The sequence below is a fragment of the Aliikangiella litoralis genome, from assembly GCF_052495765.1.
Genome location: NZ_CP199292.1, coordinates 1,759,905 through 1,784,598 on the forward strand (window position 1 = coordinate 1,759,905; position 24,694 = coordinate 1,784,598).

24 protein-coding genes and 1 CRISPR repeat array are annotated in these 24,694 nt (G+C 37.3%); of the genes, 10 read left to right on the forward strand and 14 right to left on the reverse strand.

The genetic code is table 11. The features are described from left to right. Positions 1-18: 18 nt before the first annotated feature. A complete protein-coding gene (nadB, locus tag ACT5E3_RS07415) occupies positions 19-1,626 on the reverse strand; it encodes an L-aspartate oxidase (RefSeq protein ID WP_444998588.1) in 1,608 nt (535 codons plus the stop codon). A 437-nt stretch (positions 1,627-2,063) separates the two neighbouring features. Here nadB and rpoE point away from each other — a divergent pair, with 437 nt between their 5' ends. The 3 genes from rpoE to ACT5E3_RS07430 all read left to right on the forward strand — a co-directional run bounded on the left by rpoE (position 2,064) and on the right by ACT5E3_RS07430 (position 4,186). Further along, positions 2,064-2,645, forward strand: a complete 582-nt coding sequence (rpoE, locus tag ACT5E3_RS07420; protein WP_444997662.1) for an RNA polymerase sigma factor RpoE — start codon at positions 2,064-2,066, stop codon at positions 2,643-2,645. A 215-nt stretch (positions 2,646-2,860) separates the two neighbouring features. After that, entirely contained in the window at positions 2,861-3,505 is a 645-nt protein-coding gene (locus ACT5E3_RS07425; RefSeq protein WP_444997663.1) for a sigma-E factor negative regulatory protein, read from the forward strand. 186 nt (positions 3,506-3,691) lie between these two features. Then, positions 3,692-4,186, forward strand: coding sequence for a SoxR reducing system RseC family protein (locus ACT5E3_RS07430; protein ID WP_444997664.1), 495 nt, complete (start codon positions 3,692-3,694; stop codon positions 4,184-4,186). Between the two features lie 25 nt (positions 4,187-4,211). On the opposite strand, the gene ACT5E3_RS07435 is transcribed toward ACT5E3_RS07430, so the two are convergent. Then, the gene (locus ACT5E3_RS07435) at positions 4,212-5,186 is read right to left on the reverse strand and encodes an aminoglycoside phosphotransferase family protein (RefSeq protein WP_444997665.1); all 975 of its coding nucleotides are present in this window, start codon (positions 5,184-5,186) and stop codon (positions 4,212-4,214) included. 345 nt (positions 5,187-5,531) lie between these two features. Between ACT5E3_RS07435 and ACT5E3_RS07440 the strand changes: the two genes are divergently transcribed. Genes ACT5E3_RS07440 through ACT5E3_RS07455 form a run of 4 tightly spaced genes read left to right on the forward strand, consistent with a single transcriptional unit; the run spans position 5,532 to position 8,452 of the window. Next, the gene (locus ACT5E3_RS07440; RefSeq protein ID WP_444997666.1) at positions 5,532-5,981 is read left to right on the forward strand and encodes a TlpA family protein disulfide reductase; all 450 of its coding nucleotides are present in this window, start codon (positions 5,532-5,534) and stop codon (positions 5,979-5,981) included. Between the two features lie 14 nt (positions 5,982-5,995). Then, positions 5,996-6,241, forward strand: a complete 246-nt coding sequence (locus ACT5E3_RS07445; protein WP_444997667.1) for a DUF4266 domain-containing protein — start codon at positions 5,996-5,998, stop codon at positions 6,239-6,241. After that, entirely contained in the window at positions 6,232-7,524 is a 1,293-nt protein-coding gene (locus ACT5E3_RS07450) for a DUF3570 domain-containing protein (RefSeq protein WP_444997668.1), read from the forward strand. The genes ACT5E3_RS07445 and ACT5E3_RS07450 overlap by 10 nt, the downstream gene beginning before the upstream one ends. A gap of 31 nt (positions 7,525-7,555) precedes the next feature. Continuing rightward, positions 7,556-8,452, forward strand: coding sequence for an FAD:protein FMN transferase (locus ACT5E3_RS07455; RefSeq protein WP_444997669.1), 897 nt, complete (start codon positions 7,556-7,558; stop codon positions 8,450-8,452). 1 nt (position 8,453) lies between these two features. Here the strand turns inward: ACT5E3_RS07455 and ACT5E3_RS07460 are convergent, their stop codons facing one another. Both ACT5E3_RS07460 and ACT5E3_RS07465 read right to left on the reverse strand, forming a co-directional pair. Next, a complete protein-coding gene (locus ACT5E3_RS07460; protein WP_444997670.1) occupies positions 8,454-8,681 on the reverse strand; it encodes a hypothetical protein in 228 nt (75 codons plus the stop codon). Between the two features lie 83 nt (positions 8,682-8,764). Beyond that, positions 8,765-10,030, reverse strand: coding sequence for a hypothetical protein (locus ACT5E3_RS07465; RefSeq protein WP_444997671.1), 1,266 nt, complete (start codon positions 10,028-10,030; stop codon positions 8,765-8,767). Between the two features lie 250 nt (positions 10,031-10,280). Between ACT5E3_RS07465 and ACT5E3_RS07470 the strand changes: the two genes are divergently transcribed. Both ACT5E3_RS07470 and ACT5E3_RS07475 read left to right on the forward strand, forming a co-directional pair. Beyond that, positions 10,281-10,985 carry a DUF3581 family protein gene (locus tag ACT5E3_RS07470; protein WP_444997672.1) on the forward strand — a complete coding sequence of 235 codons (705 nt, stop codon included), beginning with the start codon at positions 10,281-10,283 and terminating at the stop codon, positions 10,983-10,985. A gap of 171 nt (positions 10,986-11,156) precedes the next feature. Next, complete coding sequence (locus tag ACT5E3_RS07475) at positions 11,157-11,867, forward strand: AAA family ATPase (protein WP_444997673.1); 711 nt, start codon at positions 11,157-11,159, stop codon at positions 11,865-11,867. 38 nt (positions 11,868-11,905) lie between these two features. Here ACT5E3_RS07475 and ACT5E3_RS07480 read toward each other — a convergent pair whose 3' ends face one another. The 10 genes from ACT5E3_RS07480 to arsN2 form a co-directional block, all read right to left on the reverse strand. Then, entirely contained in the window at positions 11,906-12,679 is a 774-nt protein-coding gene (locus tag ACT5E3_RS07480) for a PepSY-associated TM helix domain-containing protein (protein WP_444997674.1), read from the reverse strand. Next, entirely contained in the window at positions 12,679-13,161 is a 483-nt protein-coding gene (locus tag ACT5E3_RS07485; RefSeq protein ID WP_444997675.1) for an FMN-binding protein, read from the reverse strand. The genes ACT5E3_RS07480 and ACT5E3_RS07485 overlap by 1 nt, the downstream gene beginning before the upstream one ends. Positions 13,162-13,358: 197 nt before the next feature. Then, positions 13,359-14,534, reverse strand: a complete 1,176-nt coding sequence (locus tag ACT5E3_RS07490; RefSeq protein ID WP_444997676.1) for a porin — start codon at positions 14,532-14,534, stop codon at positions 13,359-13,361. Positions 14,535-14,722: 188 nt separating this feature from the next. Beyond that, positions 14,723-16,756 carry a bifunctional tRNA (5-methylaminomethyl-2-thiouridine)(34)-methyltransferase MnmD/FAD-dependent 5-carboxymethylaminomethyl-2-thiouridine(34) oxidoreductase MnmC gene (gene mnmC, locus ACT5E3_RS07495; protein ID WP_444997677.1) on the reverse strand — a complete coding sequence of 678 codons (2,034 nt, stop codon included), beginning with the start codon at positions 16,754-16,756 and terminating at the stop codon, positions 14,723-14,725. Positions 16,757-16,794: 38 nt separating this feature from the next. Beyond that, positions 16,795-17,349 (reverse strand): GTP cyclohydrolase I FolE, encoded by a 555-nt coding sequence (gene folE, locus ACT5E3_RS07500; protein ID WP_444997678.1) that lies wholly within the window; start codon positions 17,347-17,349, stop codon positions 16,795-16,797. Positions 17,350-17,421: 72 nt separating this feature from the next. Continuing rightward, complete coding sequence (locus tag ACT5E3_RS07505; protein ID WP_444997679.1) at positions 17,422-18,048, reverse strand: LysE family translocator; 627 nt, start codon at positions 18,046-18,048, stop codon at positions 17,422-17,424. A gap of 91 nt (positions 18,049-18,139) precedes the next feature. After that, a CRISPR array of direct repeats spans positions 18,140-19,247; the repeat unit is 28 nt; unit sequence TTTCTAAGCTGCCTATGCGGCAGTGAAC. A gap of 311 nt (positions 19,248-19,558) precedes the next feature. Further along, a complete protein-coding gene (locus ACT5E3_RS07510) occupies positions 19,559-20,119 on the reverse strand; it encodes a hypothetical protein (protein ID WP_444997680.1) in 561 nt (186 codons plus the stop codon). A gap of 5 nt (positions 20,120-20,124) precedes the next feature. Further along, the gene (locus ACT5E3_RS07515) at positions 20,125-21,696 is read right to left on the reverse strand and encodes a hypothetical protein (RefSeq protein WP_444997681.1); all 1,572 of its coding nucleotides are present in this window, start codon (positions 21,694-21,696) and stop codon (positions 20,125-20,127) included. Between the two features lie 226 nt (positions 21,697-21,922). Next, positions 21,923-22,735 (reverse strand): MBL fold metallo-hydrolase, encoded by an 813-nt coding sequence (locus tag ACT5E3_RS07520; RefSeq protein ID WP_444997682.1) that lies wholly within the window; start codon positions 22,733-22,735, stop codon positions 21,923-21,925. Between the two features lie 240 nt (positions 22,736-22,975). Next, a complete protein-coding gene (gene arsN2 / locus ACT5E3_RS07525) occupies positions 22,976-23,401 on the reverse strand; it encodes an arsenic resistance N-acetyltransferase ArsN2 (protein ID WP_444997683.1) in 426 nt (141 codons plus the stop codon). 131 nt (positions 23,402-23,532) lie between these two features. On the opposite strand from arsN2, the gene ACT5E3_RS07530 reads away from it, so the two are divergent. Then, the gene (locus ACT5E3_RS07530; RefSeq protein ID WP_444998589.1) at positions 23,533-24,693 is read left to right on the forward strand and encodes a 4-phosphoerythronate dehydrogenase; all 1,161 of its coding nucleotides are present in this window, start codon (positions 23,533-23,535) and stop codon (positions 24,691-24,693) included. The last annotated feature ends 1 nt before the right edge of the window (position 24,694 follow it).

Consider the following 24,694-nt stretch of genomic DNA (forward strand, 5'->3'; position numbering starts at 1 on the left):
AATATTTAAATCTGATATCTAATCGAGTTTAGAAACGATAGTGTCTTTGGCTGATTCATCTAAATCAGGGTAATCTAGCGTATAATGCAACCCTCGGCTTTCTTTTCGTCGCATTGAGCATTCAATAATCAACTCTGCAACAGTCAGTAAATTTCTTAACTCTAGTAAATTACTGCTGACTTTAAAATTTGAATAGTATTCTTTGACTTCCTGTTTTAATAGCAATATGCGGCGTTGGGCCCGCTCTAGTCGTTTTGTAGTCCTAACAATTCCAACATAATTCCACATTAAATGGCGTAGTTCGTGCCAGTTATGAGAAACAATGACTTCTTCATCAGAGTCAGACACTTTACTTTCATCCCAGGCAGGTATATCAACTTTTATGTCTTCTAATTCTTTGCTCTGTTTACGAATTTGTTTGGCTGCTGCTCTTGCATAAACAAGACATTCAAGTAGTGAATTGCTAGCCATTCGGTTGGCTCCGTGGAGCCCTGTAAAAGCAACTTCTCCAATGGCAAACAAGTTACTAATATCTGTCTTTGCATGGTTATCGACAACAACGCCACCACAGGTATAGTGAGCTGCCGGTACGACAGGAATGGCTTGTTGAGTAATATCAATATTGAGAGGGAGCAACCTTTGATAAATAGTCGGAAAATGCGACTTGATAAAGTCGCTGTCTTTGTGACTGATATCTAAGTAAACACAGTCAATACCCAGTCGTTTTATTTCATGATCAATAGCGCGAGCGACAATATCTCGAGGGGCTAACTCTGCTCGTTCATCGAATCGAGGCATAAAACGTTCACCGTTTGGTAGTTTTAAGTATGCGCCTTCTCCACGTAATGCCTCGGTAATTAAAAATGAATGGGCTTTGCTATGAAATAAGCAGGTTGGATGAAATTGATTAAATTCCATATTGGCTATACGACATCCGCTGCGCCAAGCCATGGCTATACCATCACCGCTTGATATATCCGGGTTGCTCGTATAAAGGTAAACCTTGCTTGCTCCGCCTGTTGCCAACACAACAAATTTTGCTTGAAACAATTCTACTTTTGATTGATTTCGGTTAAATGCATAAGCCCCAAAACAACGATTTTCATGGCCGATTAGCCCAAGTTTGTGTGAGGTAATTAAATCAACCGCATTGTAGTTTTCAAATAGTCGGATATTCGTTTGTTGTTTTACCAGATCAGAAAGTGTTGTTTGAACCGCCTTACCAGTCGCATCGGCTGAGTGAATGATTCTTCGGTGACTATGTCCACCTTCTTGAGTTAAGTGGTAATTATTGGAACCATCAGCCTGCTGCTCTTGGCTAAAGGAAACGCCTTGTTCAATTAACCACTCAATCGCTTCTCGGCTGTTTTCTACTGTCATCCGTACTGCTTGTTCTTTGCACAGTCCAGCACCAGCGATTAAAGTGTCATTAACATGAGAATCAACAGAATCCATATTATCTAAAACAGCAGCAATGCCACCTTGAGCATAGTAAGTTGAGCCTTCACTTAAGTCACTTTTACATAACAAATTGATTGAAAAGTGTTTGCTAAGGTTAAGTGCGCAAGTTAGCCCAGCTGCGCCACTGCCTATTATCAATACATCTGAGTGATGATGAATGGTCATAAAATGTGTGTATTGGTCAGAAGTTCGGGTATTTTGCTGAATTTTATTGATAAAATCCAATGTTATTGTTTTATATGAATTGTTTTACCTATTTTGTAGTACTAATTTTTGCCTGAAGGTTATCAATTTAACGCGGTAAAAGTTTGGTTACATGGTAAAATTCTATTTTGATCGATTTAAGTGTTGATAAATATAAGTTAGACAAGTTTTTGAGAGGGGCTGTTGATGCTTTGCTATAATAGTCAGCATTTGGTTCGCATAACAAAAATGAATATAAGCTAGGGAACTATCGAAGGCTTTTGGCTGTCAACACCGACTATAAATACTTCAACCACTTATAAAAGCTGAAAAGCTTGGGGTGATAATAAGAAGATTCCTTACTGGTCAATGATAAATAGGTTTGCCCAGTCTAGTGTTAATTGGAAAATAAATAATAAATGACTAAAACGACCGACGCCGAATTAGTAGAAAGAGTTCAAAGAGGCGACAAAAGAGCATTCGACCTATTGGTTTCCAAGTATCAAAATAAGATATTTGTCATAATTAGCCGTTTTATTAGCGATCAGGCAGAAGTCTATGATGTTGCTCAAGAAACCTTTATTAAGGCTTATCGAGCATTGCCTAATTTTCGTGGAGATAGCGCTTTTTATACTTGGATATATCGTATTGCAATTAACACTTCAAAGAATTATTTAACAGCAAGGGGAAGACGTCCTCCAGCGTCAGACATTGATTCACAAGAAGCCGAAAACTTTGGGGTAGGAGTTGCTTTGAGAGAAAATGCATCACCAGAAAAGCTAATGATGCGAGATCAATTAGAAGCGACTATTTTTGAGGCTATTAATGAGTTGCCTGAAGATTTGAAGACTGCAATATCATTGCGTGAAATAGAAGGCTTAAGTTATGAAGAAATTGCAGAGTCTATGGCGTGTCCTGTCGGTACGGTGAGGTCGCGTATTTTCAGGGCTAGAGAGGCGATCGATGAGAAAATAAAGCCTTTAATGGATATAAAATCGTAATATTTTCTTAATAAATGTCAGTTTATCTGAACTTTTTGTTAGCAACTGTGTCAGACATGGCAGAATAAAAATTAAATAATAAATGAGCAGTTTAATGTTGACTAGTTTATATGAGTAGGATATATCTTCAGTCAATTAAGCTGAGGTTATTTTAGGTGTTGTGATTAAGAAGCGACATAGGCAATTAACTAATCAGGGTTGAGAGTAGTCAATTTATGGTAAATAAATCTACATTCGCTAATCATTCTGGTAATGATGATCAAAACTTATCTGATCTTTTGGATGGTTATGGCGATGTTTCTGAGTCAATTGAGCAATTAATTGATAGTGAAGAACAACGCCAAGCATGGTATCGATATAACATGGTGAGTTCAGTACTTCAAAAAGAAAACTCGGCTTTTAGTTCGTATGAATTTTCCAAAGCGATTTCAGCTAAAATTGCTGAAGAGCCCGCCATTATTGCTAGACCGAAGAAACAAAGAAAAATTGCCTCTGCGCTTTGGAAAAAAACCGGTGGGCTGGCTGTTGCGGCTTCTGTTGCTTATGCTATGGTCTTTTCTGTTGATATGATGAGCCCACAACAAAGTGGAATGGGTGGTGATAATACCACTGCTGAAAATCAATCAAACTCAGCTCAAGATGAAGATATTGTTGCTATTTCTGAATCGGATGCTGCTGAGCAAGCTAATTTAGATAGAATTCAGGCTATTTTAGATCGAATGAAGAAGAATAGTCTAAATGTTAGTGAGCATTTAGTTGGCGGTGAAAAAATTGTTTCGATTAAATTAAATAAAGTGGATGAGCTTGAAAAGCAAGTTCGCGATATGAAGAAACCTTCTGAAATTAAGTCTAAAGATTAAAGTGTTCACTATTTAATGGTGCGATAGTTCTCTCTATCTCACCATGAATTTCTCTTTTTTGTTGATTGATAGGTGGTCAATCAAGCATAAAATCTCTGTTACTTTATAATAATCGAATTATAATAGTTGTTATCTGATGGGGTTCTCTTTATCCAACTATTGACTCATTAATGTTGTCTATTTTTTATGAAATTAAAAAATGAAATGCTTCAAGAGAGCGGACTTGTTACACGAATAGAAAATAACATTGCTTGGATAAATACTCAAGCCAAGCTAGCTTGCTCTTCTTGTCAGGTTGAATCTACGTGTGGTAATGGGGTTTTGGAAAAATACCTGGCGGGCAAAATTTTTATTTCTAAACTGGAAAATACATTGGATGCTAATGTAGGTGATCAGGTTGTAATATCTATTCCTAAAGCTCGCGTGACAAAAGCCTCTATTATTGTTTACATGATCCCACTTTGTGCTTTGATTATTGGTGCCTTTATCGGTAACTATTGGTCTGAAGCTTTGAGTATTTTGTTCAGTGGAATAGGATTTGCGTTGGGGTTGTTAATCATTCGGCTTTATAATTACCAAATTAGTAAAGATAAAAATTATACGCCCTTCATGTTGAGTAAAATTAAGTCTAACAAGCCATATCCGCAACTTGATAAAGTAAAGATTGTTAATATAGATTAAGTTTAAATCGCTTGCTTCATCAAGTTTATATCGGAAATAGTTGCTCTGCAATTTGCTCCCATGTTTCTCTTGCTCCGGTAATAGGAACCTGTTTTAGTACAAAGTTAAAATCGCAAGCGGGGCGCAGTAAAGAGATGCTCATTAAGTCTTTTTGCAAAGCATTGGCATCATAATTATTTAATAGTTGATAGGAAGATATTAGCTCGTCTATTAATCCTTTATCTCCCTGACATAAAAATAAAATGGGGGTTGCCAATTCTAATAGTCTGCTACGGCCTATTATGGCATCACCAAAATCAATAATGCCGGTAATGCGATAATGTTCAGTTTGCTTTTCTACCATTATATTCCACGGGTGTAGATCCATATGAATAAAAAATACATCACCATCATCGTGTTTACTATTGGTTGTGGCCAAATAAGGGGTAATCTGTTCGACTAACTGGCTTGGAACTTTTTTTCGGGTATGCCTGGCAATACAGTCTTGTTTTAACTGGCCCAAGTAGTTATTCCATTCGACCTTTAAAGAAGAATTATTTTCCATGGGTATTAAATGAAGATAACGAATAAATTCTCCGAGTTGATTAACGATGTCTCGTTTATTATCAATATTCATTGATGGCCAAACATCCGCTAAGGAGATGCCTGGTAGTTTAGTGATGATAATATAGAGCCAATTATTTATTTTTCCATGAGCTAATACTTTTGGTGTTGCCAGAGTCAGTTTATTTGTTAAAAGGTTTGCGGCCTCCAATTCAGCTGAACCTTGTCGAATCCAATTGGGGGGAACTATTTTGATAACAATTGAGTCTGACTGTTGAAAGAGTACGTTTGCTCCTTCGGTGATTCGTTCAAACTTCAGTGTGGGTAAATGGTGCTTATCTTTTATATATTCTAAAACAGGCAGCCAAAAACTATCTTCGAACTGGTCAATGATTTCAACTGCTTGCTCATAAGTCGGCTGTTCAGGTAATAAAGTTAATTTCGATATCTGAGACATAACGTATTTAGCTTGTTATTCAATATATTTAAAAGTGAAATATATCCATTTATTTAATTAACCTTAGTGGACAAACTCCGACGAGCTGATAAGGACCATATGCGCGATTGACATCGAGGCCAGAGCCTAAAGCGACTCATTAAACAGGCCGAATATATGACAGCAAACCTGTCCCTGTTATCAAACTATTTGACCTGGCAATATCGGAGGAGACTATATATGAGGTTAATTAATAACATCTTATAATAAAAACTTAGCTACTGTAAGCAAACAGTGATTTTCTTAAGTTTTAGTTAAGAATTAATTGGTATATTATTTATAATAATTTTAACCAACGAGGCAACTATGCGTCTATTAATCCTATTCGTTATCATTATTATTGGTAATTTACCAACCAAAGCAACAGATACAATTGATTTATCTCAGTATGAAGGTAAGGTGGTCTACCTTGATTTTTGGGCGTCTTGGTGTATACCTTGCCGTAAATCCTTTCCCTGGATGAATCAAATGCAAAAAAAATATGGACAAGATAAGTTAGCTATTATTGCCGTTAACTTAGATAAAAAGCATGAGCTTGCTCAAGATTTTCTAAAAAAATATCCTGCCGAATTTGAAGTACTATATGATCAGGCAGGAGTGTTAGCTAAAAAGTATCAAATTCCAGGTATGCCAAGCAGTATTATTTTTGATCATAATGGTAAAGTAGTTTCTGCACATAGTGGTTTTTTTAGCAAAAAACGTGATGAGTATGAGCTTCAATTACAGTCTGTTATTAATAAAATTCCCCAGAAATAAAATGAGGATTAGTTGTGAATAATTGGGTAATGTCAAAGACAAGTAGGGGGTTAAAAGTTATTGCGATTATATCTATTGCTTTAATTAATGGGTGCTCTTCTATGGGGGTAGAGCCCTGGGAAAGAGATTTATTGGCTAAGCAAGCAATGGCTATTAATAGTTCTCCAATGGATCAGGCAATTGATGAGCATATTTATTTTAGTAAAGAAGCTTCTAGTGGCGGTAAAAGCTTTGCGGGCGGAGGTTGCGGATGCAACTAAAAACAAATATGAGTGTTGCCGAAAAATTAGCATTAGCAGCAACAGCATTAGTTGGAACAACCAGTCATGCTGAAACCGTTGAAGATGAGTGGCAATTTGTTGGGAGTGTTTTAACGTATAGTGAACCTGATAGGGTTTCTGCATTAGAAACAATTATTACGGCTGAAAAAAATTTTGATGATACTGCAAAGTTATCTTATAAAGTGGTTTTAGATTCTCTAACGGGAGCCTCTGCTAATGGAGCCATTTTACAAGATTCTGTACAAACCTTCACTCGACCATCTGGTAATGGACAGTATACTATCAGTCCTTTAACAACACCTTTAGATGATACTTTTAAAGATACACGTGCACAGTTAAACGTTAGTTGGACTGATATTATTGGTGAAGATTCTCGCTATACAGTTGGTACTAATTTATCAAGAGAGTACGATTATCGATCTATTTCTTTTAATGGTGAGTTCGCAAAAGATTTCGATCGCAAAAACACGACTTTGTCGGTTGGTCTTTCTTTAGCATCAGATACGGTATCTCCTGAAGGTGGACGGCCATTGGGTTTTTCATCGATGGTAATTGATTCTGGACAGTTTGCTAATGAAGATACTTACCGGCAAGCATTTAATGCAACGAGAATTGATGGTGATGGCAGTATTGATACGACCGAGTTATTATTAGGTTGGACTCAAATTGTCAATCGAAGAATGATAATGCAGTTCAACTATGGTTATGCAGATATAAGCGGTTATTTAACCGACCCTTTTAAAGTGTTATCTGTCATTGATAATAATGCTATCGCTCAAGATTATGTTTATGAGAGTCGACCTGAATCGAGAAAACAGCACTCTCTATTTGGTATGATGAAATACCACTTAGAGGATTCGATTGTTGATTTTTCTTACCGTTATTTAACTGATGATTGGGAAATAAAATCTCATACACTGGACTTTAAATGGCATATATTTTCAAACGATAACACTTTCTGGGAACCCCACATTCGTTTTTATCAACAGTCAGCAGCTGATTTTTATAAACCCTATATGCTTCAAGGGCAAGCAACACCTGAGTTTGCCAGTGCAGATTATCGAGTTGGTGAGATGTCTGCTGTTACTCTTGGGTTAAAATATGGTTTTATGATAGGGGATAACCGAACTGAAATTCGAGCTGAATACTATCTACAAACGCCTAAAGCGGCGACTGCTGAACTCGTTTCTGCAGTTGAAGACTTAGATATTTATCCAGAGGTTGATGCTTTTATGATTCAGTTAACTTATTTCTTTGACTGATTTAAGTCGTACAGAATATGATGGAAAAAACTTGAAACCATTTGAAGTCCATTCGTATAAGAATTTTTTTAAAGTTTCATTTTTTGCTATGGCTAGCCCTTGTGAGATTTTAATTTATTCAAATGATCTGAATTTAGTCAATGAAGTTGCCAAGCTTGCGGTTGATGAAACTCATAGAATTGAGTATAAGTTTAGTCGATATGTTGAAAATAATTTATGCTGGCAATTAAATCATAGCAAAGGAAAAGAAGTCACTATAGATGCAGAAACCTTTGCATTGCTTGAATATGCTCGCCAACTATATGAATTAAGTGATGGGTTGTTTGATATTACATCGGGGGTGCTTAGAAAAATATGGTCATTTAAAACTGAGGCAAAACCGCCAACTGAAGAACAGGTTAAGACTATATTGCCTCAGGTGGGGTTTAAAAGAATTATTTATGATGAAAAAAAATTTATTTTGCCTGAAAAAATGGAAATAGATTTTGGTGGATTAGGAAAAGAATATTGTGTTGATGAGGTCACTAAGTTATTAACGCCAATCTGCCAAAAAAATAAGGCAAGTTTTCTGGTTAATCTTGGTGGCGATTTAAGTGCTTTAAGTTTTAATTCGTTACATCCACCCTGGCAAGTTGGTGTTGAAAGTGTTGTGTCTAAGCAATCGGTTAAAACTGTCATTTCAGTAACACAAGGAGCGGTAGCAACTAGTGGTAGTACCAAGCGAGTATTTACTTATAAAGGAAAAAGTTATGCTCATATTCTTAATCCAAAAACAGGTTACCCAATAGAAGGTGCACCACGTTCTGTGACTGTCTTTGCTTCAACGTGTTCTTTAGCCGGAGGAATGAGTACTCTAGCTCAACTACAAGGCGTTAATGCTGAAAAATTTCTTAAACAAAGTCATGTTAAACATCTTTGCTATTGGTAAGTCATACGATTGCATCGATGATTAGTAAAATACATAAGAGTATAAGCATGCCAATCGCTATACCAGCTTTGGGCATTAAGGCTGTGCCTATCCAGGTTTGATATGTACTTGGTAATTGCATCCATTGAGTACTCACTTTTCCAGCTAGTTGTCTAGCCAATAGTCGAAGAAGAATATAAATTATAAAGCCAAGGTAATCGAAAAAATAATGATCCCCATACATTGTCAATAGCGACTACACCAATAAGTGTTGGGTGAATAAGTTTTTTGTTTTTAATTCATCAATGACATCACATTAGCTTTTAAGTCTAATTATAAATTATCGCAGTTTAAATCATAAATAGGACCTACCCCAGTCATATGGAAGTTAGTAAATTGATTGCCATCATGATCTTGGCGAAAGCTTACATATTGAAATCGGCAACGACCATCTGGATGAGTCATAGTGACGATACCAGAAATAATTTTTCCTGTGATGATCCCTGTGAGTGGATTACGAGTAATTGCCCAGTCATTTCCTATGAAGTAACTTTGTTTTAAGGTTTCTTTCCAATTCCAGGCATTGGCCCATTGCTTAGCTGCTTGTAGTGCTTGCTTTTGTTGAGCAGGATCTTTTAAACCTTGTTGTGGTAACTTTTGATTGGCAACTTTTTGTTTTTGTGCTTCATTAGCGCGTTTTTCAAATTCTAATTTTATTTGTTTGAAGTAACCAGCCATGGTTTGATCAATGATATTCTGCTTTTCTTTTTGCGATAAAATTTGTCTGATGTAGGCTTGGTTATTTGAAAACACATTGTAATGGTTATGCTTGTCCCATAAAACTTTGCCTAAGCCGCCTGCATTTGCAAAGGTAGAAATGAGCACGCCGTCTTTTAAGTCAAATAGATAATAACTAGTCGCATGCAAGTAGACGTCAACGCCAGCAATGGCGCTTTCTTCTGGTAAATGTTGGTATGTATTGATTGGGCAACGATCGCAGGGCTTGATATTAATTTGTTTTTTACCTTCTGTTAGAAACTCAATAGTATATTCTTTTTGAGCTTTTCCTAAATGTTTGACTGGTATTGCTAAGTAATAGCGTCCATCATTGTGTGCCATTTCGCCGATATCTTGATTCATAATATCTGAGGATAGTTTTATAGCAAAAGTCTCTATTTGTTGACGTGTTATCGATTGTGATTTGGATTGGTTTTTTGAATAGATATTAGCATGACCTATTTTTTTCCAGATTTTTCGACCTAATATCCCGTCGGGCTGTACTAATACAAAACTATCATCATCATATTTAAACAGGTAAAGCCCTGCGGTAGAAAAAACAGGCACGCCTAGTGTTTGGCTTTCTTCAGTATTATAAGTATAAACGGCAGGAGGGCATTTTTTACAAGCTGCCACAGCAACAACGTTTTTGCCTCCTAGTTGGCCAAACTGGACAATAACCTTAGATTGCCCTCTTTCTGGAGTGCCTAAATAATAAACACCATTAATGTTTTCGGGGGTCAGTGTGCTGCTACTAGCTGATGAATTGAGTACAAATAATGTAACCATCATAAGTACTACCATATTGATTAGAGTTTTCATTTTTATTCCTGTTAATTGTTATTTTCATTATTTTATTATCATTTTAGTCTGGACTGCATTTGATTGTAAAAATGCTACTCAATTATTTTTATTCATCATCTGGATTTTTAAATGGTTTTTAGCAGAATTTAATCACCAGCAATTGAGATTTACTGTAATCACGCGTATAGTGCGCGCTAACTTTTATATCCTTTTTTGAAGGACATTATCTTGTCATATTACCTGTTTATGAATTTAGTGGAGAATGGTTATGTTTGTTGAAAAGTATTTTCGCCAAATTGAAGAAGGTGTTTCTTTTTCTAAAGAGCAGGGTAGTCGGTTTGCTAAGGAAATAGCCGGAGACTTTAACCCGCTACATGATGTAGATAATAAACGATTTTGTGTTCCTGGAGATTTGCTGTTTGCTGCCACTCTTAGTCAGTTTGGTATTAGCCAGTCAATGAGCTTTAAATTTAAAGAAATGGTGAGTGGTGATGTTGCTGTTAAATTTACTGAAAGTGATAACGCGATCTTGCTGGAAGGGGACAACGATAAGCAATACTTAACAATTGCTAAGCAAGGAGAAAGCACTAAAAATCATGATTTTATAGAAACACTAATCAAGAACTATGTTGCTTTTTCTGGCGAGACTTTCCCAGGGATCCTTGTCTCATTGATGAAACAAGAGGGGGTTATGATTAATCCAGATAAGCCTATGGTTATCTACGAGATGATGCAATTAGATTTATCAGAGTTTTCTGATATTGGTCCTGAAGTTGTTTTAACTCATTCCAAGTTAGACGTAAATGGTAGACGTGGTCTGGTGATCATGGAATTTGATTTAAGAGTAGACAGTCGCTCAATTGGTCAAGGTAAAAAGCAGATTATTATGGGAGGGTTAAGACCCTATGAGCAAGATAGAATTGATTGGCTTGTGGATTACTATGCACAGCGTAAGATAGAGTATTTTAGCTAATTAGTTGCTTTAAAAAATGCTTCTTATTTAGAAGCGGTTAACGCTGCTAATTGAAAAATATCCTCTTAGATTATGATTAAATATTTGCTTTATTAGCCAAAAAATCCTACATTATCAGTCAGATAGAATAATTTAAAAAACTGAATCATTGATGATTGTGGGTATCTGTTTATGACGGCCAAAATTATTTCAATCGCCCAGGCTAAGGGCGGAGTCGGGAAAAGTACCATATGTGCCAATTTGGCAGTAACGTTTTCCCAATCATCCAAAGTACTGATGATTGATTGTGATCCTCCCCAAAACTCTTTATCGGCCTGGTTTGCCATTAGAGTAAATCTGTATGAAGATACCGGATTACATATTGAACAAGCCGCAACTTCAGCCCAATTAGTGGGTTTAATTGAGAAAAATAAAGAGAAATATGATTATATTTTAATTGATGGTGCTCCTCATGTGAATGCCGTGGTGCGAACCATGTTGTTGTTGTCAAACCTGATCATTATCCCACTTGCACCGTCATCTGTTGAAATCTGGTCGTTTGCTACTTTTGAGACATTAATCGAAAAAGCTGAAAGTCTCAACAAATCGCTTAAAACTAAAATATGTTGGAACCGTGTTAGACGGCGTGTTAAGTCTTCTGAAGAAGTTATAGATTCCGTTGCTAAAGAATCAAAACTAACGGCATTGAAAAACCAATTAACCTTTAGAGTAGCATATATGGATTCATTCGCTGAAGGGTGCAGTGTTTATGAGTGGACCGATCCTGTGGCAAGTGCAGAAATCTGGTCGCTTAGCTCAGCGATTAAACGCGTTATTAACAAAGTTGAGCCAGTGAAACTATCAAAGTCAGCAGCCGTTCAGGAATTTATAAAAAAAGGATAGGCAAAGCGATTTAATATAAAAATATTGAAGAATGTTGGTTAATTAGCAATTTTTTTGCGTCTTTGCCATGTAATAAAACCGCTAATAGCTAGTAAAATTATGATTACAGCGGTGATATCATTGAACAATTGTCCTGATAGGCCCAATAACCTACCACTGTGTAAATCTTGTACAAAGCGTAGTTGGGTTATTTGGCGTGCCTTATAATTGTCTTGTAGGCTAACTAATGATGATTCTGTTAATGGCGTTGGCTCAAAGTGGTTTAGCTTAAGTTGTTTTATCTCTTCTGGAGGCTGCCATTCGAATGATGAAAGCTCCATGATGAAATCAGATTTTCCAGTATTAACGGCGAGTAAACCATTGGTATAAGCTGCTGCAACAATATTGGACTCCAAATCATCTAAATATGAAATTTTTTCTGCAAGTTCCCAATTCTCAGTGAAAACATAGAGATGATGTGTCGTAATGGCAAAGTAAAAGTTTGCGTGTTGTAATACTCCCAGTAGTTTACCTTCTTCTTCGTTAAAAAATAGTTGGTTAATATAAAGCTGATGATCTAATTGGCAAGCTGTCATTTGTTTACTTGTAAAGCAAACTGCCTGTTTAGGGGCTTTTACCCCATATATATCCAGTAACCAAGCTGACTTGATGTGATTGAGGTGTAAGCCAAAAGATTCGTAATGGTTGAGTAAAACCCCAGTAATGGCGAGGTTTAACAGAAATACAGAAGCTGCAAAGCCAAGTCGCCTATGCCACTTTCTAAAAATTCCTTTACGTTTTCTTAATTTTTGTTGTTTATGGTATTTGTTCATTAGTCAACAAGTTTGGCAAGCATTAAAGCAACCCGAGCAATTTTTTTCATGGCTGCAACAGACATTGTTGCCCCAGTAATGCCATCAATATGCCGACTTAATTGGCCACCTTCGTCCAGTTTGATGTTATCAAATTGCTGTGTAAATGCTTGCATGCGAATTTCATCACCGCGGCTTTCCCTGAATGCGAGTACTTTCATTTGCTGAATTCTATCTTTTTCTATCTGTACTGCAAATGAAATTGGTCTTTCTTTGCCTATTTCATCTAAAAACCATACTGTTCGTTGACTACTTTTCCAGTAACGGATCCTTAGTTTGGGGTAGGGGTGGTGTAGTATTTTGATAATTTTTTGCTGGATTGAGTCGTTTAACCAAAGAACTTTGGCTTCGGGGGGGGTTATTTGAGGAGTTTTAGGAAAGGCTATATTTAAAAAATCTTTTTGGCTCATATAAGTTTTGGCCAAAGTGGTAGGGTGTTGCATTGCAAACACGAATATCAACAAACCAATCGCTAATTTTATTTTGATATCGATTTGCCTCAAGATTGACCTCTAAGTTGGTGTAATTAAAACTAATTAAGGCAAGAGCGAGCCTTGCCTTAATTGGTAAAGTATATCATGGGATAAACGAGGCTGAGTGGCTATTTTAGTACCTGTTTTCCCAATAATTTGGTTATCTATTAGAATTGATAACCAACACCTAGATTAAACCCACTTCCATTTTGCGCGCCAGTACGGTTTTCAACATCAAACTTAAATACTACATATTCATGTGGCCAATAGTTTAAGCCAATGTTACTTTGCCGTTTTTCTGTATCTGTTGAATCACCAGCATTGTTATCCCAAACATTATAACGAGCAAATAATCCAAAGCTTTCATTGAAACGATAGCTTGGCTCAATGTAGTAGCCTTCTTGCTCATCACGACCAATCGCTTCAGCATCTGCCCCATCAATTTCCCAAGCGGCATAAAGTGCTCTTAAGCCAAAACCACCTTTATTGTATACGGCATGAGCAGTAAATAGTGAGGCACCTGCATCCAATTCACCTTGGGTAACATCTGATTGAACTTGATAAGATGCTGCTAGTTCAAGGCCCGGGATAGCGGTGTATTTTAGTCGAGCGGTATACGCCAAACTATCAGCATTGGCGTTGGCAACTTTTTGACGACCATCGCGAATTAAAAATGATTTACTACCATCGGTTGGTACACTTAAACCTGAGTGGAATGCAAAATCTGCGCTCCAACCATCACCAAACTTAGTATTGATTGATGAGCCTGCTTCCCACCAAGTGGCAGGAATGATGTTCTTTTCTACAGGGTTTCTTTCAACGCCATAAAAAGTGTTTGGTTCATGGGTTTCATTAAGAATACCAACAGGTACTAAAAACAAACCTGCTTTTAAAGTGCTTGCGTCGGTTAAATCCATTTCTATATAAGCTTGTTCTAATTCAACTTCACCTGGTTTACCTTCTCCAGCTAAAGAGTGCTCAACTTCGAGCTCCGAGAAAAAGCGGATGCTATTGGTAAATTCATGACCAACAAATAAAACAAATCGATGGAAGTCAATAGATTCGCTGTCCTCAATATTGTTGTAATGAAGCTCTCCATAACCACCAATACTGGTTTTACTGTTAGTACCGCCTAAGTTTTGCTCAATAGCAGCAACACTGGCTTCTACTTTTTTATCAGTTTCTGCCGTTTTTTCTTCGGCTTTTTCTACTTTATTTTTTAACGCTTCAATTTGCGTTTGCTGTTTTTTAATAAGCTCTAATAGCTCTTTATTGCTAGGCTCTGCGGCCATAACAGAGGTTGATGCAATTAAAGCAGCTATTGCTGATAATTTAAATTTCATAAGTTTTCCACACAAAATTAGATTGTTAACATTATTTATTATTATGGCGCGGACTATACGCAAATACGTTTATTAATGCAAATCATTATCGTTGGTAGGTGTGGTTGGTTTTGATTTAGATCAAGCTTTGAATTTCCATACATAGGTTGTATCCATCGTTGTATTACAAGCAACACTGGCCTATAGGTTTATTTTAACTTTTTGATAATAAACCTGGCAGGGTGTATGGCTTCGGCCAGGGTTTGAGGAATTGGTGATATATCATTATTAATTAAACTGGCCAAGTGCTGACTAGCCAGTAGTGAGTTGATTAATCCATGTGAACCATAAGCGGTGTTTAGCCATAAGCCCGGTATATTGTAGTAAGATAGCTTGTCTCTTAGCAGTCGCTTTTGTCCGAGTCCTGTGAAATCGTGCGTGAGTTTTGTTTTATCGGTGACACCGCCAACGATTGGCAGCCTGTCTTGCGAGTGTAATCGATAACCGATGGTTCCTTGCAGTTCCAACGCTTGTTTTTGTGAGTCAGATAAAAAGGGTAGCTGCATTGTTTGCAAAAGGTTAGTTGCTTTGTCGAGTAAGTTTTTTTGACTGTGATAATTTAATTTATCGTCATGTAATTCATCAAAGGTGGCTCCCAAAATAAATGCATGGTTTTCGTGAGGCACTAAATAAATTTGTTCACAAAGAATTTGTTTTAGTTGTTCACCCAGTAAAGGGTGACTAAAAGCACAAGTCTGACCTCGGGTAACATTGGTTGAAAAGTTAATAAACTGGTTGTGCAATTGGCTTTTTGCTCCACCACAGAAAATGACATGTTGATAAACTAGCTTTTGTTGATTGGTGATTACTTCCCATTGGTTATCTTGTTGATTAACGGCTGTGACGGATGTATTAAGCAATAATCTTTTTTGACTCGTGTCAATTTGATTAATGAATAGTTTGCACAATTTTGACATATTGAGTGCGGCTGCATGTGGAAATAAAAGACTACGTTCTGGATTAATATGAGCGGGTACATGACTCACCCAGTTATGAAGCCGAAGCTCATCAATTAAGTTCAGTAATTCATCTTTTTGAGTTGCACTATCTAATAAACGAATTAGACCACTTTGGATAATAACGGCATCTTTTTCCACTTTTGGTAATTCTGCTAAAAACCGTAAAAGATATAAGTATCCAAGCCAACTAAACTGGCTGCTGTAGTTCATGTCACTAGTTAGTTGAGGATGAAATATGCCCGCCGCCGCACCAGAAGCCTGGCTGGCTAAATGCTTTGAGTGTTCAAAAATATCAACCGCTATTCCTTTTTGTGCCAGACAATAAGCTGTTGCACATCCAGCGATACCACCACCAATAATGGCCACTTGCTTTGGTTTAGTCGTTTGCTTGTAATGAAGCCACGGACGTTCGTATTTAAGGTTGATGAATTTAGCGGTGGGGCTATTTGTCTGAGGTGGCGCAAATGTTGCCGTTAGCATTTCTCGTTTGCGGCCAAAGCCTTTACGTTTTATTATTTTAAAACCAACCTCTTTTAGCGGTGTTTTTACCTGAGAGGCAACACTAAAAGAGGCTAAACGAGTACCTGGTTTTGAAAGGTGGGCTATTTTTTCACAGGTTGAAGGCGCCCACATTTCAGTATTTTTACTAGGAGCAAAGCCATCTAAAAACCAATGATCAATTTTTAGTTTATCAGCCTGGTAGTTTGATTCGGTTACTAAGTCTTGAAGCGCATCATCAACAGGCATAAAAAATAAAGTTAAGGTCACCTGATATTCTTTTAAAAAAATTTGGTGTCGCCCATAAGTAAGAGAAGGGTAGTTGCGAATGAGCTTTGTAGATAACTTTGAAAACTGAGGCCAGTGATGAGTAATTAATTTTAGATCTGATACAGTCAGAGGTCTTTTTTCAATGGAAAGATAATGCAGATGGTTGTTTTTATTATAAGCATTTTGTTTGGTTATTTGTTGCCAGAGTGTAACGGTATTAAAAAAATTAAGTCCGCTACCAAAGCCCAATTCAATAATCGAAAAATCAGACTGTTGTTTATTTGACCAATCTTTTTCTAGTTGATTACCTTCAATAAAAACATAGTTTGACTCATCAACGCCCCCTTCAGAAGAAAAATAAATATCGTCAAACTCTAAATTAAAAGGCTGGTTATTGCGCCATTCTATTTTAGCTGGTTTGACGGTAGCAAATTTTTTAAGGTGGGCGCTAGACATTATCGCAATCTATCTATTGATACAAACAGCGTCTGGTATTAATCCCTAATTAAATTCAGAAATTCACCACGTGTTGCTGGTTTTGAGCGAAACGCGCCAAGCATAATTGATGTTGTCATTACCGAGTTTTGTTTTTCGACACCACGCATCATCATACACATATGTTTAGCCTCAACGATTACACCAACTCCGGCAGCATTGGTAACTTGCATAATGGCTTCAGCAATTTGCTTTGTCATGTTTTCTTGTATTTGCAAACGTCTGCCAAACATATCAACAATACGCGCTATTTTAGATAGGCCAATCACTTTGCCTGTTGGCAAATAAGCCACGTGGCATTTTCCAATAAACGGCAACAAATGGTGCTCACAAAGAGAATAAAGTTCAATATTTTTGACTATTACCATTTCATCATTATCTGATTCAAAAATAGCATTGTTTACCACATCATCAAGTGATTGGTGGTAGCCGCGAGTTAAAAACTGCATTGCTTTTGCTGCGCGCTGTGGTGTATCTTTCAGTCCATCTCTATTGATGTCTTCGCCTAGCTCTGACAATATATTGGTGTAAAAGCTCGCTAGTTTATCCGTCATTTAAGTTACTCTTATCAAAAGTTAGCCGAAATATTATTGGCAAAAGGGGCTATTGTAGCCTTACTGAGAGCGTTAGCCAAGCGCTAGCCAAATTCCAACGCCTATCATTAAGGTTCCTGAAACTCGATTAAGCAGACGTACATTGTCACTATTTGAAATCAACTGGCGTAATGTTTTTCCACCTGTTGCATAAAGCGTTAAAAAAGTGAATTCAGTGACGAGTATAATTAATACGAGCATAGTCAATTGTGGAACAAGCGCCAACTCTGGATTGATAAATGGAGGCAGCAGCGACAGCATAAAAGCCCACCCTTTAGGATTAACTATAGCTGTGATAAAGCCCTGTAATACCAATTGCTTTGCATCAACATTGGGTGGTGTATCAGCCTTAGGGCTGAGTGACATTTTTCCTTTGGAACGCCACAACTGAAGACCAAGATAGGCTAAATATAAACCGCCAGCGTATTTAGCAATATTAAATATATCTGGATATCTCAACATAATATTGGCAACGCCGATAACTGAAAGAATAGAAACTAACGCAACGCCAATTAGTTCACCCCACATCATCCAAAATGTTTTACGCACCCCAATGGTCATACCGAGGGTCATGGCTAAAGTCATGCACATACCTGGTGTTGAAGAAACGAGCGCAAAAGTGGGAATGAAAATAGCGAGTAGTGTGTAATCAATGCTCATAAAATGCTTTTTCTGAAACAAAAAGTCATTTTAACTAAAAGCCCGCTATTTAACCAAACGATTTGTTTTTAGTAGATAAGGTCTGGTTTTTTATAATAGCTGCCTATGCGGCAGTGAACTTATTAGATGAGAAAAAATTATGAGCCTTTTATTTCTAAGCTGCCTATGCGGCAGTGAACGAAATCAGGAAGACTTTGAAAGTTTTGGTGAATTTCTAAGCTGCCTATGCGGCAGTGAACCTGAAACTGTTTTTTCGCCAACGCTCGCCCTATTTCTAAGCTGCCTATGCGGCAGTGAACGTTTTTCCCGTCTGCAAGCGAGTTTGTAGTAATTTCTAAGCTGCCTATGCGGCAGTGAACTAGAGGGACTTTTATCTGTAGGCTCTGGCATTTTTCTAAGCTGCCTATGCGGCAGTGAACGGGCAAAAACACAATCGCTTACGGCCGAAACTTTTCTAAGCTGCCTATGCGGCAGTGAACGACGAGTTAAATCACGCCATATACAAATTACATTTCTAAGCTGCCTATGCGGCAGTGAACAACTCTTATATTTTGATTGAGCTGCGAGCATTTTTCTAAGCTGCCTATGCGGCAGTGAACGACAATTTCTGCTTAATGTGGATGGTTGGCATTTTCTAAGCTGCCTATGCGGCAGTGAACGGTTAAAATAAGAGTTTATGCTGACATTTTGGTTTCTAAGCTGCCTATGCGGCAGTGAACATGACGCAAAGACAAAATCGGGCAACCCGCAATTTCTAAGCTGCCTATGCGGCAGTGAACGCTTTTCTATACAAATCAGACGCTTTACTGTCTTTCTAAGCTGCCTATGCGGCAGTGAACTACAGGCTTTATCGTTTCAGCTACGGGATCAATTTCTAAGCTGCCTATGCGGCAGTGAACTCAGATTGCTTTGAAGAGGGTTTACAAATGATTTTCTAAGCTGCCTATGCGGCAGTGAACTATAAGGAGCTTTCACGTTTTAACGCTAAAGATTTCTAAGCTGCCTATGCGGCAGTGAACTGTAGCTTCGTTTTTCGTAATTTATTTTTATTTTTCTAAGCTGCCTATGCGGCAGTGAACTTCTTTTAAAGTTTTCGTATAAAGATAATTAATTTCTAAGCTGCCTATGCGGCAGTGAACAAAAAATAGGATGGGTTTATTGGGAGGGTAAATTTCTAAGCTGCCTATGCGGCAGTGAACTACAGTATAAACATAAAAAAATAAGTGGCAACAGTCACTTAGCTAGTTTTTGGCCAAAATACCAAAGTTTTTAAGCCATAATATAACTTATTGATTAACAAGAAAATTTTTAAAGAGCAAAAATAAAAGGTCAAAATAAGATAACCGAAGCTATTTTAACTTTATTTGAACTATTATTGCTAAGAAAAATTAGGGAAAAGTCAGGTCCAGAAAAATTATTTCAGAACCCCAAAGATAAACCTCGATTAGAATTGGCAATTATATTATTGCTGGCAATTCTGTTTAGCAGAAAGTAAAAGCTAGCTCACCCGCTAAATATCACCCGCCTCAACACGCTGACCCAGTTGAGTAATTAAATTCAACATACCACCGTCATATAAAAATCGGTCCGGCCAACAGATTTCATGGGGTTCAAACATCGTATCCATTTGATCAAAATATTTTCTCAAGCATCGAGAGCGATTCACCACAGAATACCCCCCGCGGGAATTATCGACTCCCATCGCTCTTTCAATACATAACATCTCCCCACCAACCTCTTCATCGCCACCACTCATAGCACCGGCATGTAACCCGCCTTCGGCTGGTGGCTTTTGAAACTCGGTTAAAGCACGACTAAACCAGGGCAGCATAGCCATTGGAAAGTCATGTTGAGGGCAAATATATTCAGGCGGATAACCGACCATAGTAAGTGTCATTGGGTTTAAAATCGATAAAATACCTTCATTTTTTAGCAGTACCCATAAAGAGTTGTCATGACTAATATCATCTTTTAAACGCGCCAATTCCACCACGCCCGCAGGTAACTGTTCATGGTGTTGGATTTTTTGTACATTGGGTTTTATCGGGTATTCAGGTTTAGTGATCCACATAGTCGTTATCCTAATTCAATCATTTGAATCGCACCAACCTCTTTAAGTTGTTGCAGGTTAATTTCTTTACGTTCGAAATTGAGGGTTTCAACACTGCCATATTGATTATTGCTGTCAGCAATCAGGTTTTTAGTCAGTCCATTACCTTCATAATATTGGTTATTACCAACTTTGTTATGCATTAATAAGCGTTTTTGCATTAGCTTTTTTTCTTGTTCACTTAAGTTAGTGGTATTTAAATACCTTTCAAACTTTTCAGGTTTTGTGTCCCATTCTTCCATTACCTTACTTTCAACCGCAGCCCGATGATGCTGGGCATACAAAGCCTGATATTCCTCATTCATTACCTGATTGGTAAATGCTTCGGGAAAGCTTTTTGGCAATTCCACATTAGCAAATTCACCTACTTTTTCAAAGGTGGCGGGGACACTCTTTACTCCTGTTAATGGTATGGCTTGCTCGGTATCAATAATCACCACTAAAAACTCAGCACCTTCTTGATGCGATATGCCTAGCTTTTCATTAATTAAACGCGGATCTTGATCGGCATCTTCAATTTGATCGAAGGTGGTAGACCAATACTTTGCGCCTTTTCCGGTGCTTCCTTCCAAGGTGGTTCCTAATGCCCCTGTCAGATTCTCTTCTGATCTTACTTTATCATAAGGGTTCCAGCGATAACCTTTTTTCATCACCCTTACATGAAAACGCTCTTGAGCCACATCGCCGAGTTGAGCTTGTTGCATGAGTTCTTCATCAGTGTATTTAGGTTGATAGCCATTGTCTTTAATTAACTGTTTCATAGACTCTAACCGTTTGGCAGCATCATCCAACGAAGCAGGCGGCAAGCCCTTACGTTCACTGAGCGGTATGGGTTGATTCGCTTTTGCCTGTTTTTCCTGATAGGCTTTTGCCGGGTCATAAGGCTCTACGCCCATGGTTGAGGGCCTGTCATTGGGTCCTAAAGGTTCTTCAACCAATGGCTTTGAAGTCGTGACAGCTTCTCGTTCATGAATAATTACTGCACCTGAAATAATCGCTTTGCATAGTAAGTCAATCGGTTTGGCGGTGTTGGTTGATGCAGGCGGTGAAATTGATAAGGTTTCAATTAACTCATTGAATTGTTTATCAGAAAGATTGAGGCTTTGAACGAGCGAATGCGCTTTTGTTAGGTCGGTTATTCTTTTTAGTGGCAAGGCTGAATGCGTTAAGCGGTAATAAGCGGGTAAAAAACGGTAGGATAATCCATACGGGTTGTTAAATTGTAGTCTTTCAATCTTTACATTGACTGGATTAATTTTAAACACTAACAGCTCTCGTTTGGCTAAACACACAGCAATATATTTTTCGATTGAAGACCAGGGATTGGCATTTTTCCAACTCTGATAACCGCTGGTTGCGAGAGCAAGGTTTTGCCAATCGTTTGATGTCTGCTCTAAGCGTTGTACCAGAAATAAAGCCTCATCACTATGCCAAAAATCCAGCGGTTTCAATAAGGCTGGAACAAACCTCATGTCACAGAAGCGTATTAGCAGGTAACTTTTTTGGAAACAGTCTTGAATAATCCGAAGAATGGACATAACAACAAAAATCCTTTTTTGAAAAATGGTGTATCAATTTTTATGTTAATTAGCGAGTCAAAATAATGGGGAGGGAATTTATCACTGTTATTTTTATATCGCTATAAAAAAACAGAAACAGGGTCATTTTTTTGACAGAGTTCACAATATTGAAGTGGTGAGTTTTATTTCAGCATTAAACTGAATGGGGTTAACCAAATTTAATAACATTTAGGTTATCTAAATGTTAGGCTGTTTGCTCAAATACCGAAACTTGAGGTTGATAAAAAGACTCATCGATGAGATCAATACCGCACTCTAAGTTAGATATCCAATCTAAAAATTCATAAATTTGTTCGCCAGCAAATGGTTTACCATGTTGTGGAACAATCATAGAAACATTAAGCGACTTAACCACTCCAGCCCACAAACGGCAAGCTTTATTAGAAGTCATATAGCGTTTATGAAAACCTTCCATATTAAGTATGTGCTTTTTAAAGTTGAGCACAGGCTCGGCTGCTGAATTATCTTCTATTAATGAAGCTCCCATATCACCAGAAAAAAGAATGCGGCTTTTGACATCGAAAAATTGAAAGTTACCTACTGAATGTAAGAAGTGTGCAGGTACTGCAATAATTTCACTATTGCCTAGTTTGATTGAGCCGCCTTTATCTGATAAACCAATAATTCTTTTATTTAACGATATGCCTGTCTCATCATTTAAATAGCCGGGTACTAAATGGGGTAAAAAGCGAGACCAAAGTTTAGAGGTAATGACTTTAGCTGGTGACTTGATAAGCCATTTGGGTAAACTGGCGATAATATCGGGATCTTGGTGTGAGGCTAAAATATAATCCAGATTGTCTAAGGAGGAATATTTAGCAACCTCAATGGTTAATGCGCCAAAAGTGAGATCTCCACCAGGATCAATGAGTGCCGAACGTTTGTTATTAACGATCATAAATTGATTGGATTGAATGCCAGAGCCTTTAACCAGATCGACAAAGGCAAGACAGGAGTGAGAGTCGTCTTCATAAAGGGGGACTGCACGTTTAAACATTGGGATGCCTTAATCAAGTAATACAAAACGAGTTCACTACATCAAAATAAAAAATAGACTAAAAAGCAATTGCCTGGTGGCAAATTACCGTAATTTAGCTTTTATTTTTTCATTTAAATCTCATTATATTATATTTATCTAATGTATGTTTTCGTTTTAGTATGAATAAGGGCTAGAAAATATAATTACTTAGTCTTTATGCAAAGTCAAAATCATGATTACTCGGTTGGTTCAATGTAACTATAAAGCTTTTGACATAACAGTCGCATTAGCAGGACATATAGAAGAGTATTCTTGGGTGGATTGTATGCTTTTGGGGACTAAAGCCCTTTCTACCACTTGATAACCAAGGTGTTTAAAAAATAACTCCGCTGTTTGTGTTAGTAAATAGAGTCTTTTAACATCTTTGTGCTTGGCTAACTTTTCCAGTTCTGATACTAGTGCTTGAGCATAGCCCTTTCTTCGTGACTCTTTTTTTACGGCTAAAGAGCGTAGTAAAGCATTTTCGCCAAGTACTTCAATGCCTATCACTCCTGAAGGAGTATGGGGATTTCCGCAGGCTAAAAAATTTTCTAAGTTCGAGTCATTGAGATCATTTGTTGGTAAATTACACTCACTTAATAATTGAAAAATATATTCTTTGTGCGAGAAAGGGAAAGTATTCATTATTTATCGAGTTTATGAGACTATATGATTCGATTTTTACATAGGTCGGTTTTTTTGTAAATTTTTAATCTATATTTTCAGTCTAAATAACCTCGCCTATATCAACCATATGAATCAATGTCTTGAATAAAATGTTAACTATTGTTGCTGATGAAAGTATGCCGCACGTAGAGTCTCTTTTTGCAAGTTTTGGTAATATTATTACCAAGCCGGGGCGTGAAATATCTGCTGAGCATGTTAAGTTAGCTGATGCTTTACTGTGCCGTTCAATCACACCAATTAATGAAAAGTTGCTGGCAGAGTCAAACGTTCAATTTGTTGGTACCGCAACAATTGGGGTTGATCATTTAGATAGACGTTGGTTAGCAAAAAATAATATTTCTTGGTCAAATGCTGCAGGTTGTAATGCGTCGGCAGTTGCCCAATATGTGATAAGCGCACTTTGTTATTGGACTAAAAAATATCGGCGTGTATGGCAAGATTTAAAAGTGGGTATTGTTGGTGCTGGCAATGTAGGAACAGAGTTAGCACGTTGCTTGACTATTTTAGGCATTGATTATCTTTTATGTGATCCACTTTTACAAAAACAAGGTGACAAGCGCCAGTTTGCATCAATGGCCGATATGATGAATTGCGACGTGATTACTTTTCATGTTCCTATTACTTACTCTGGAGAGCATTCAACTTATCATTTGGTTAATGAGCCATTTTTATCGAAATTAAATACTGAACAGTTAGTGATTAATGCGGCTAGAGGTGAGGTGATTGATAATAGTGCATTATGCGATTATCTTAACTCTTCAAAACATGCTGACTTTGTGCTAGATACATTTGAAGGAGAGCCTAGTATTGATTATTCATTGCTGAAAAAGTGTTTATTGGCTACACCACATATTGCCGGACATACCTTAGAAGGTAAGTCTCGGGGAACAGTTATGATTTTTGAAGCTTTTTGTAAACACTTTGAAATAATGCACGAAGTTGATAACGCTATGATTCAGTCGATTTACCCACCTAAAAATCTATTGGTAGATAAAAATAAGAAACAGCAGCTGATAGATTATTTATTATCAATTTATGATATAGAAAAAGATCATCAAAAGTTATTGAGTGCCATTAAAAATACAAAAGTTAAAAGTCATATAGGCGATACTTTTGATCGATTGCGCAAAAACTATATTGCTGGTTTTGGTGACCAACCCAGAAGAGATTACTCTGGTTGGCAGCTCAATAGTCATATAAAAGAGAGCCGTATTTTTAATCAGTTAAAGGCTTTGACTTCGACTTTATAAC

Coding starts and splice junctions, on each gene's coding strand:
- ACT5E3_RS07450 (WP_444997668.1), top strand. CDS start 6,232: ATGCAACTAAAAACAAATATGAGTGTTGCCGAAAAATTAGCATTAGCA.
- folE (WP_444997678.1), bottom strand. CDS start 17,349: ATGACGGATAAACTAGCGAGCTTTTACACCAATATATTGTCAGAGCTA.
- ACT5E3_RS07430 (WP_444997664.1), top strand. CDS start 3,692: ATGAAATTAAAAAATGAAATGCTTCAAGAGAGCGGACTTGTTACACGA.
- ACT5E3_RS07465 (WP_444997671.1), bottom strand. CDS start 10,030: ATGAAAACTCTAATCAATATGGTAGTACTTATGATGGTTACATTATTT.
- nadB (WP_444998588.1), bottom strand. CDS start 1,626: ATGACCATTCATCATCACTCAGATGTATTGATAATAGGCAGTGGCGCA.
- ACT5E3_RS07480 (WP_444997674.1), bottom strand. CDS start 12,679: ATGAACAAATACCATAAACAACAAAAATTAAGAAAACGTAAAGGAATT.
- ACT5E3_RS07520 (WP_444997682.1), bottom strand. CDS start 22,735: ATGTTTAAACGTGCAGTCCCCCTTTATGAAGACGACTCTCACTCCTGT.
- ACT5E3_RS07440 (WP_444997666.1), top strand. CDS start 5,532: ATGCGTCTATTAATCCTATTCGTTATCATTATTATTGGTAATTTACCA.
- ACT5E3_RS07435 (WP_444997665.1), bottom strand. CDS start 5,186: ATGTCTCAGATATCGAAATTAACTTTATTACCTGAACAGCCGACTTAT.
- ACT5E3_RS07505 (WP_444997679.1), bottom strand. CDS start 18,048: ATGAGCATTGATTACACACTACTCGCTATTTTCATTCCCACTTTTGCG.
- ACT5E3_RS07490 (WP_444997676.1), bottom strand. CDS start 14,534: ATGAAATTTAAATTATCAGCAATAGCTGCTTTAATTGCATCAACCTCT.
- ACT5E3_RS07475 (WP_444997673.1), top strand. CDS start 11,157: ATGACGGCCAAAATTATTTCAATCGCCCAGGCTAAGGGCGGAGTCGGG.
- ACT5E3_RS07485 (WP_444997675.1), bottom strand. CDS start 13,161: ATGCAACACCCTACCACTTTGGCCAAAACTTATATGAGCCAAAAAGAT.
- ACT5E3_RS07510 (WP_444997680.1), bottom strand. CDS start 20,119: ATGTGGATCACTAAACCTGAATACCCGATAAAACCCAATGTACAAAAA.
- ACT5E3_RS07425 (WP_444997663.1), top strand. CDS start 2,861: ATGGTAAATAAATCTACATTCGCTAATCATTCTGGTAATGATGATCAA.
- ACT5E3_RS07470 (WP_444997672.1), top strand. CDS start 10,281: ATGTTTGTTGAAAAGTATTTTCGCCAAATTGAAGAAGGTGTTTCTTTT.
- ACT5E3_RS07530 (WP_444998589.1), top strand. CDS start 23,533: ATGTTAACTATTGTTGCTGATGAAAGTATGCCGCACGTAGAGTCTCTT.
- arsN2 (WP_444997683.1), bottom strand. CDS start 23,401: ATGAATACTTTCCCTTTCTCGCACAAAGAATATATTTTTCAATTATTA.
- rpoE (WP_444997662.1), top strand. CDS start 2,064: ATGACTAAAACGACCGACGCCGAATTAGTAGAAAGAGTTCAAAGAGGC.
- ACT5E3_RS07515 (WP_444997681.1), bottom strand. CDS start 21,696: ATGTCCATTCTTCGGATTATTCAAGACTGTTTCCAAAAAAGTTACCTG.
- mnmC (WP_444997677.1), bottom strand. CDS start 16,756: ATGTCTAGCGCCCACCTTAAAAAATTTGCTACCGTCAAACCAGCTAAA.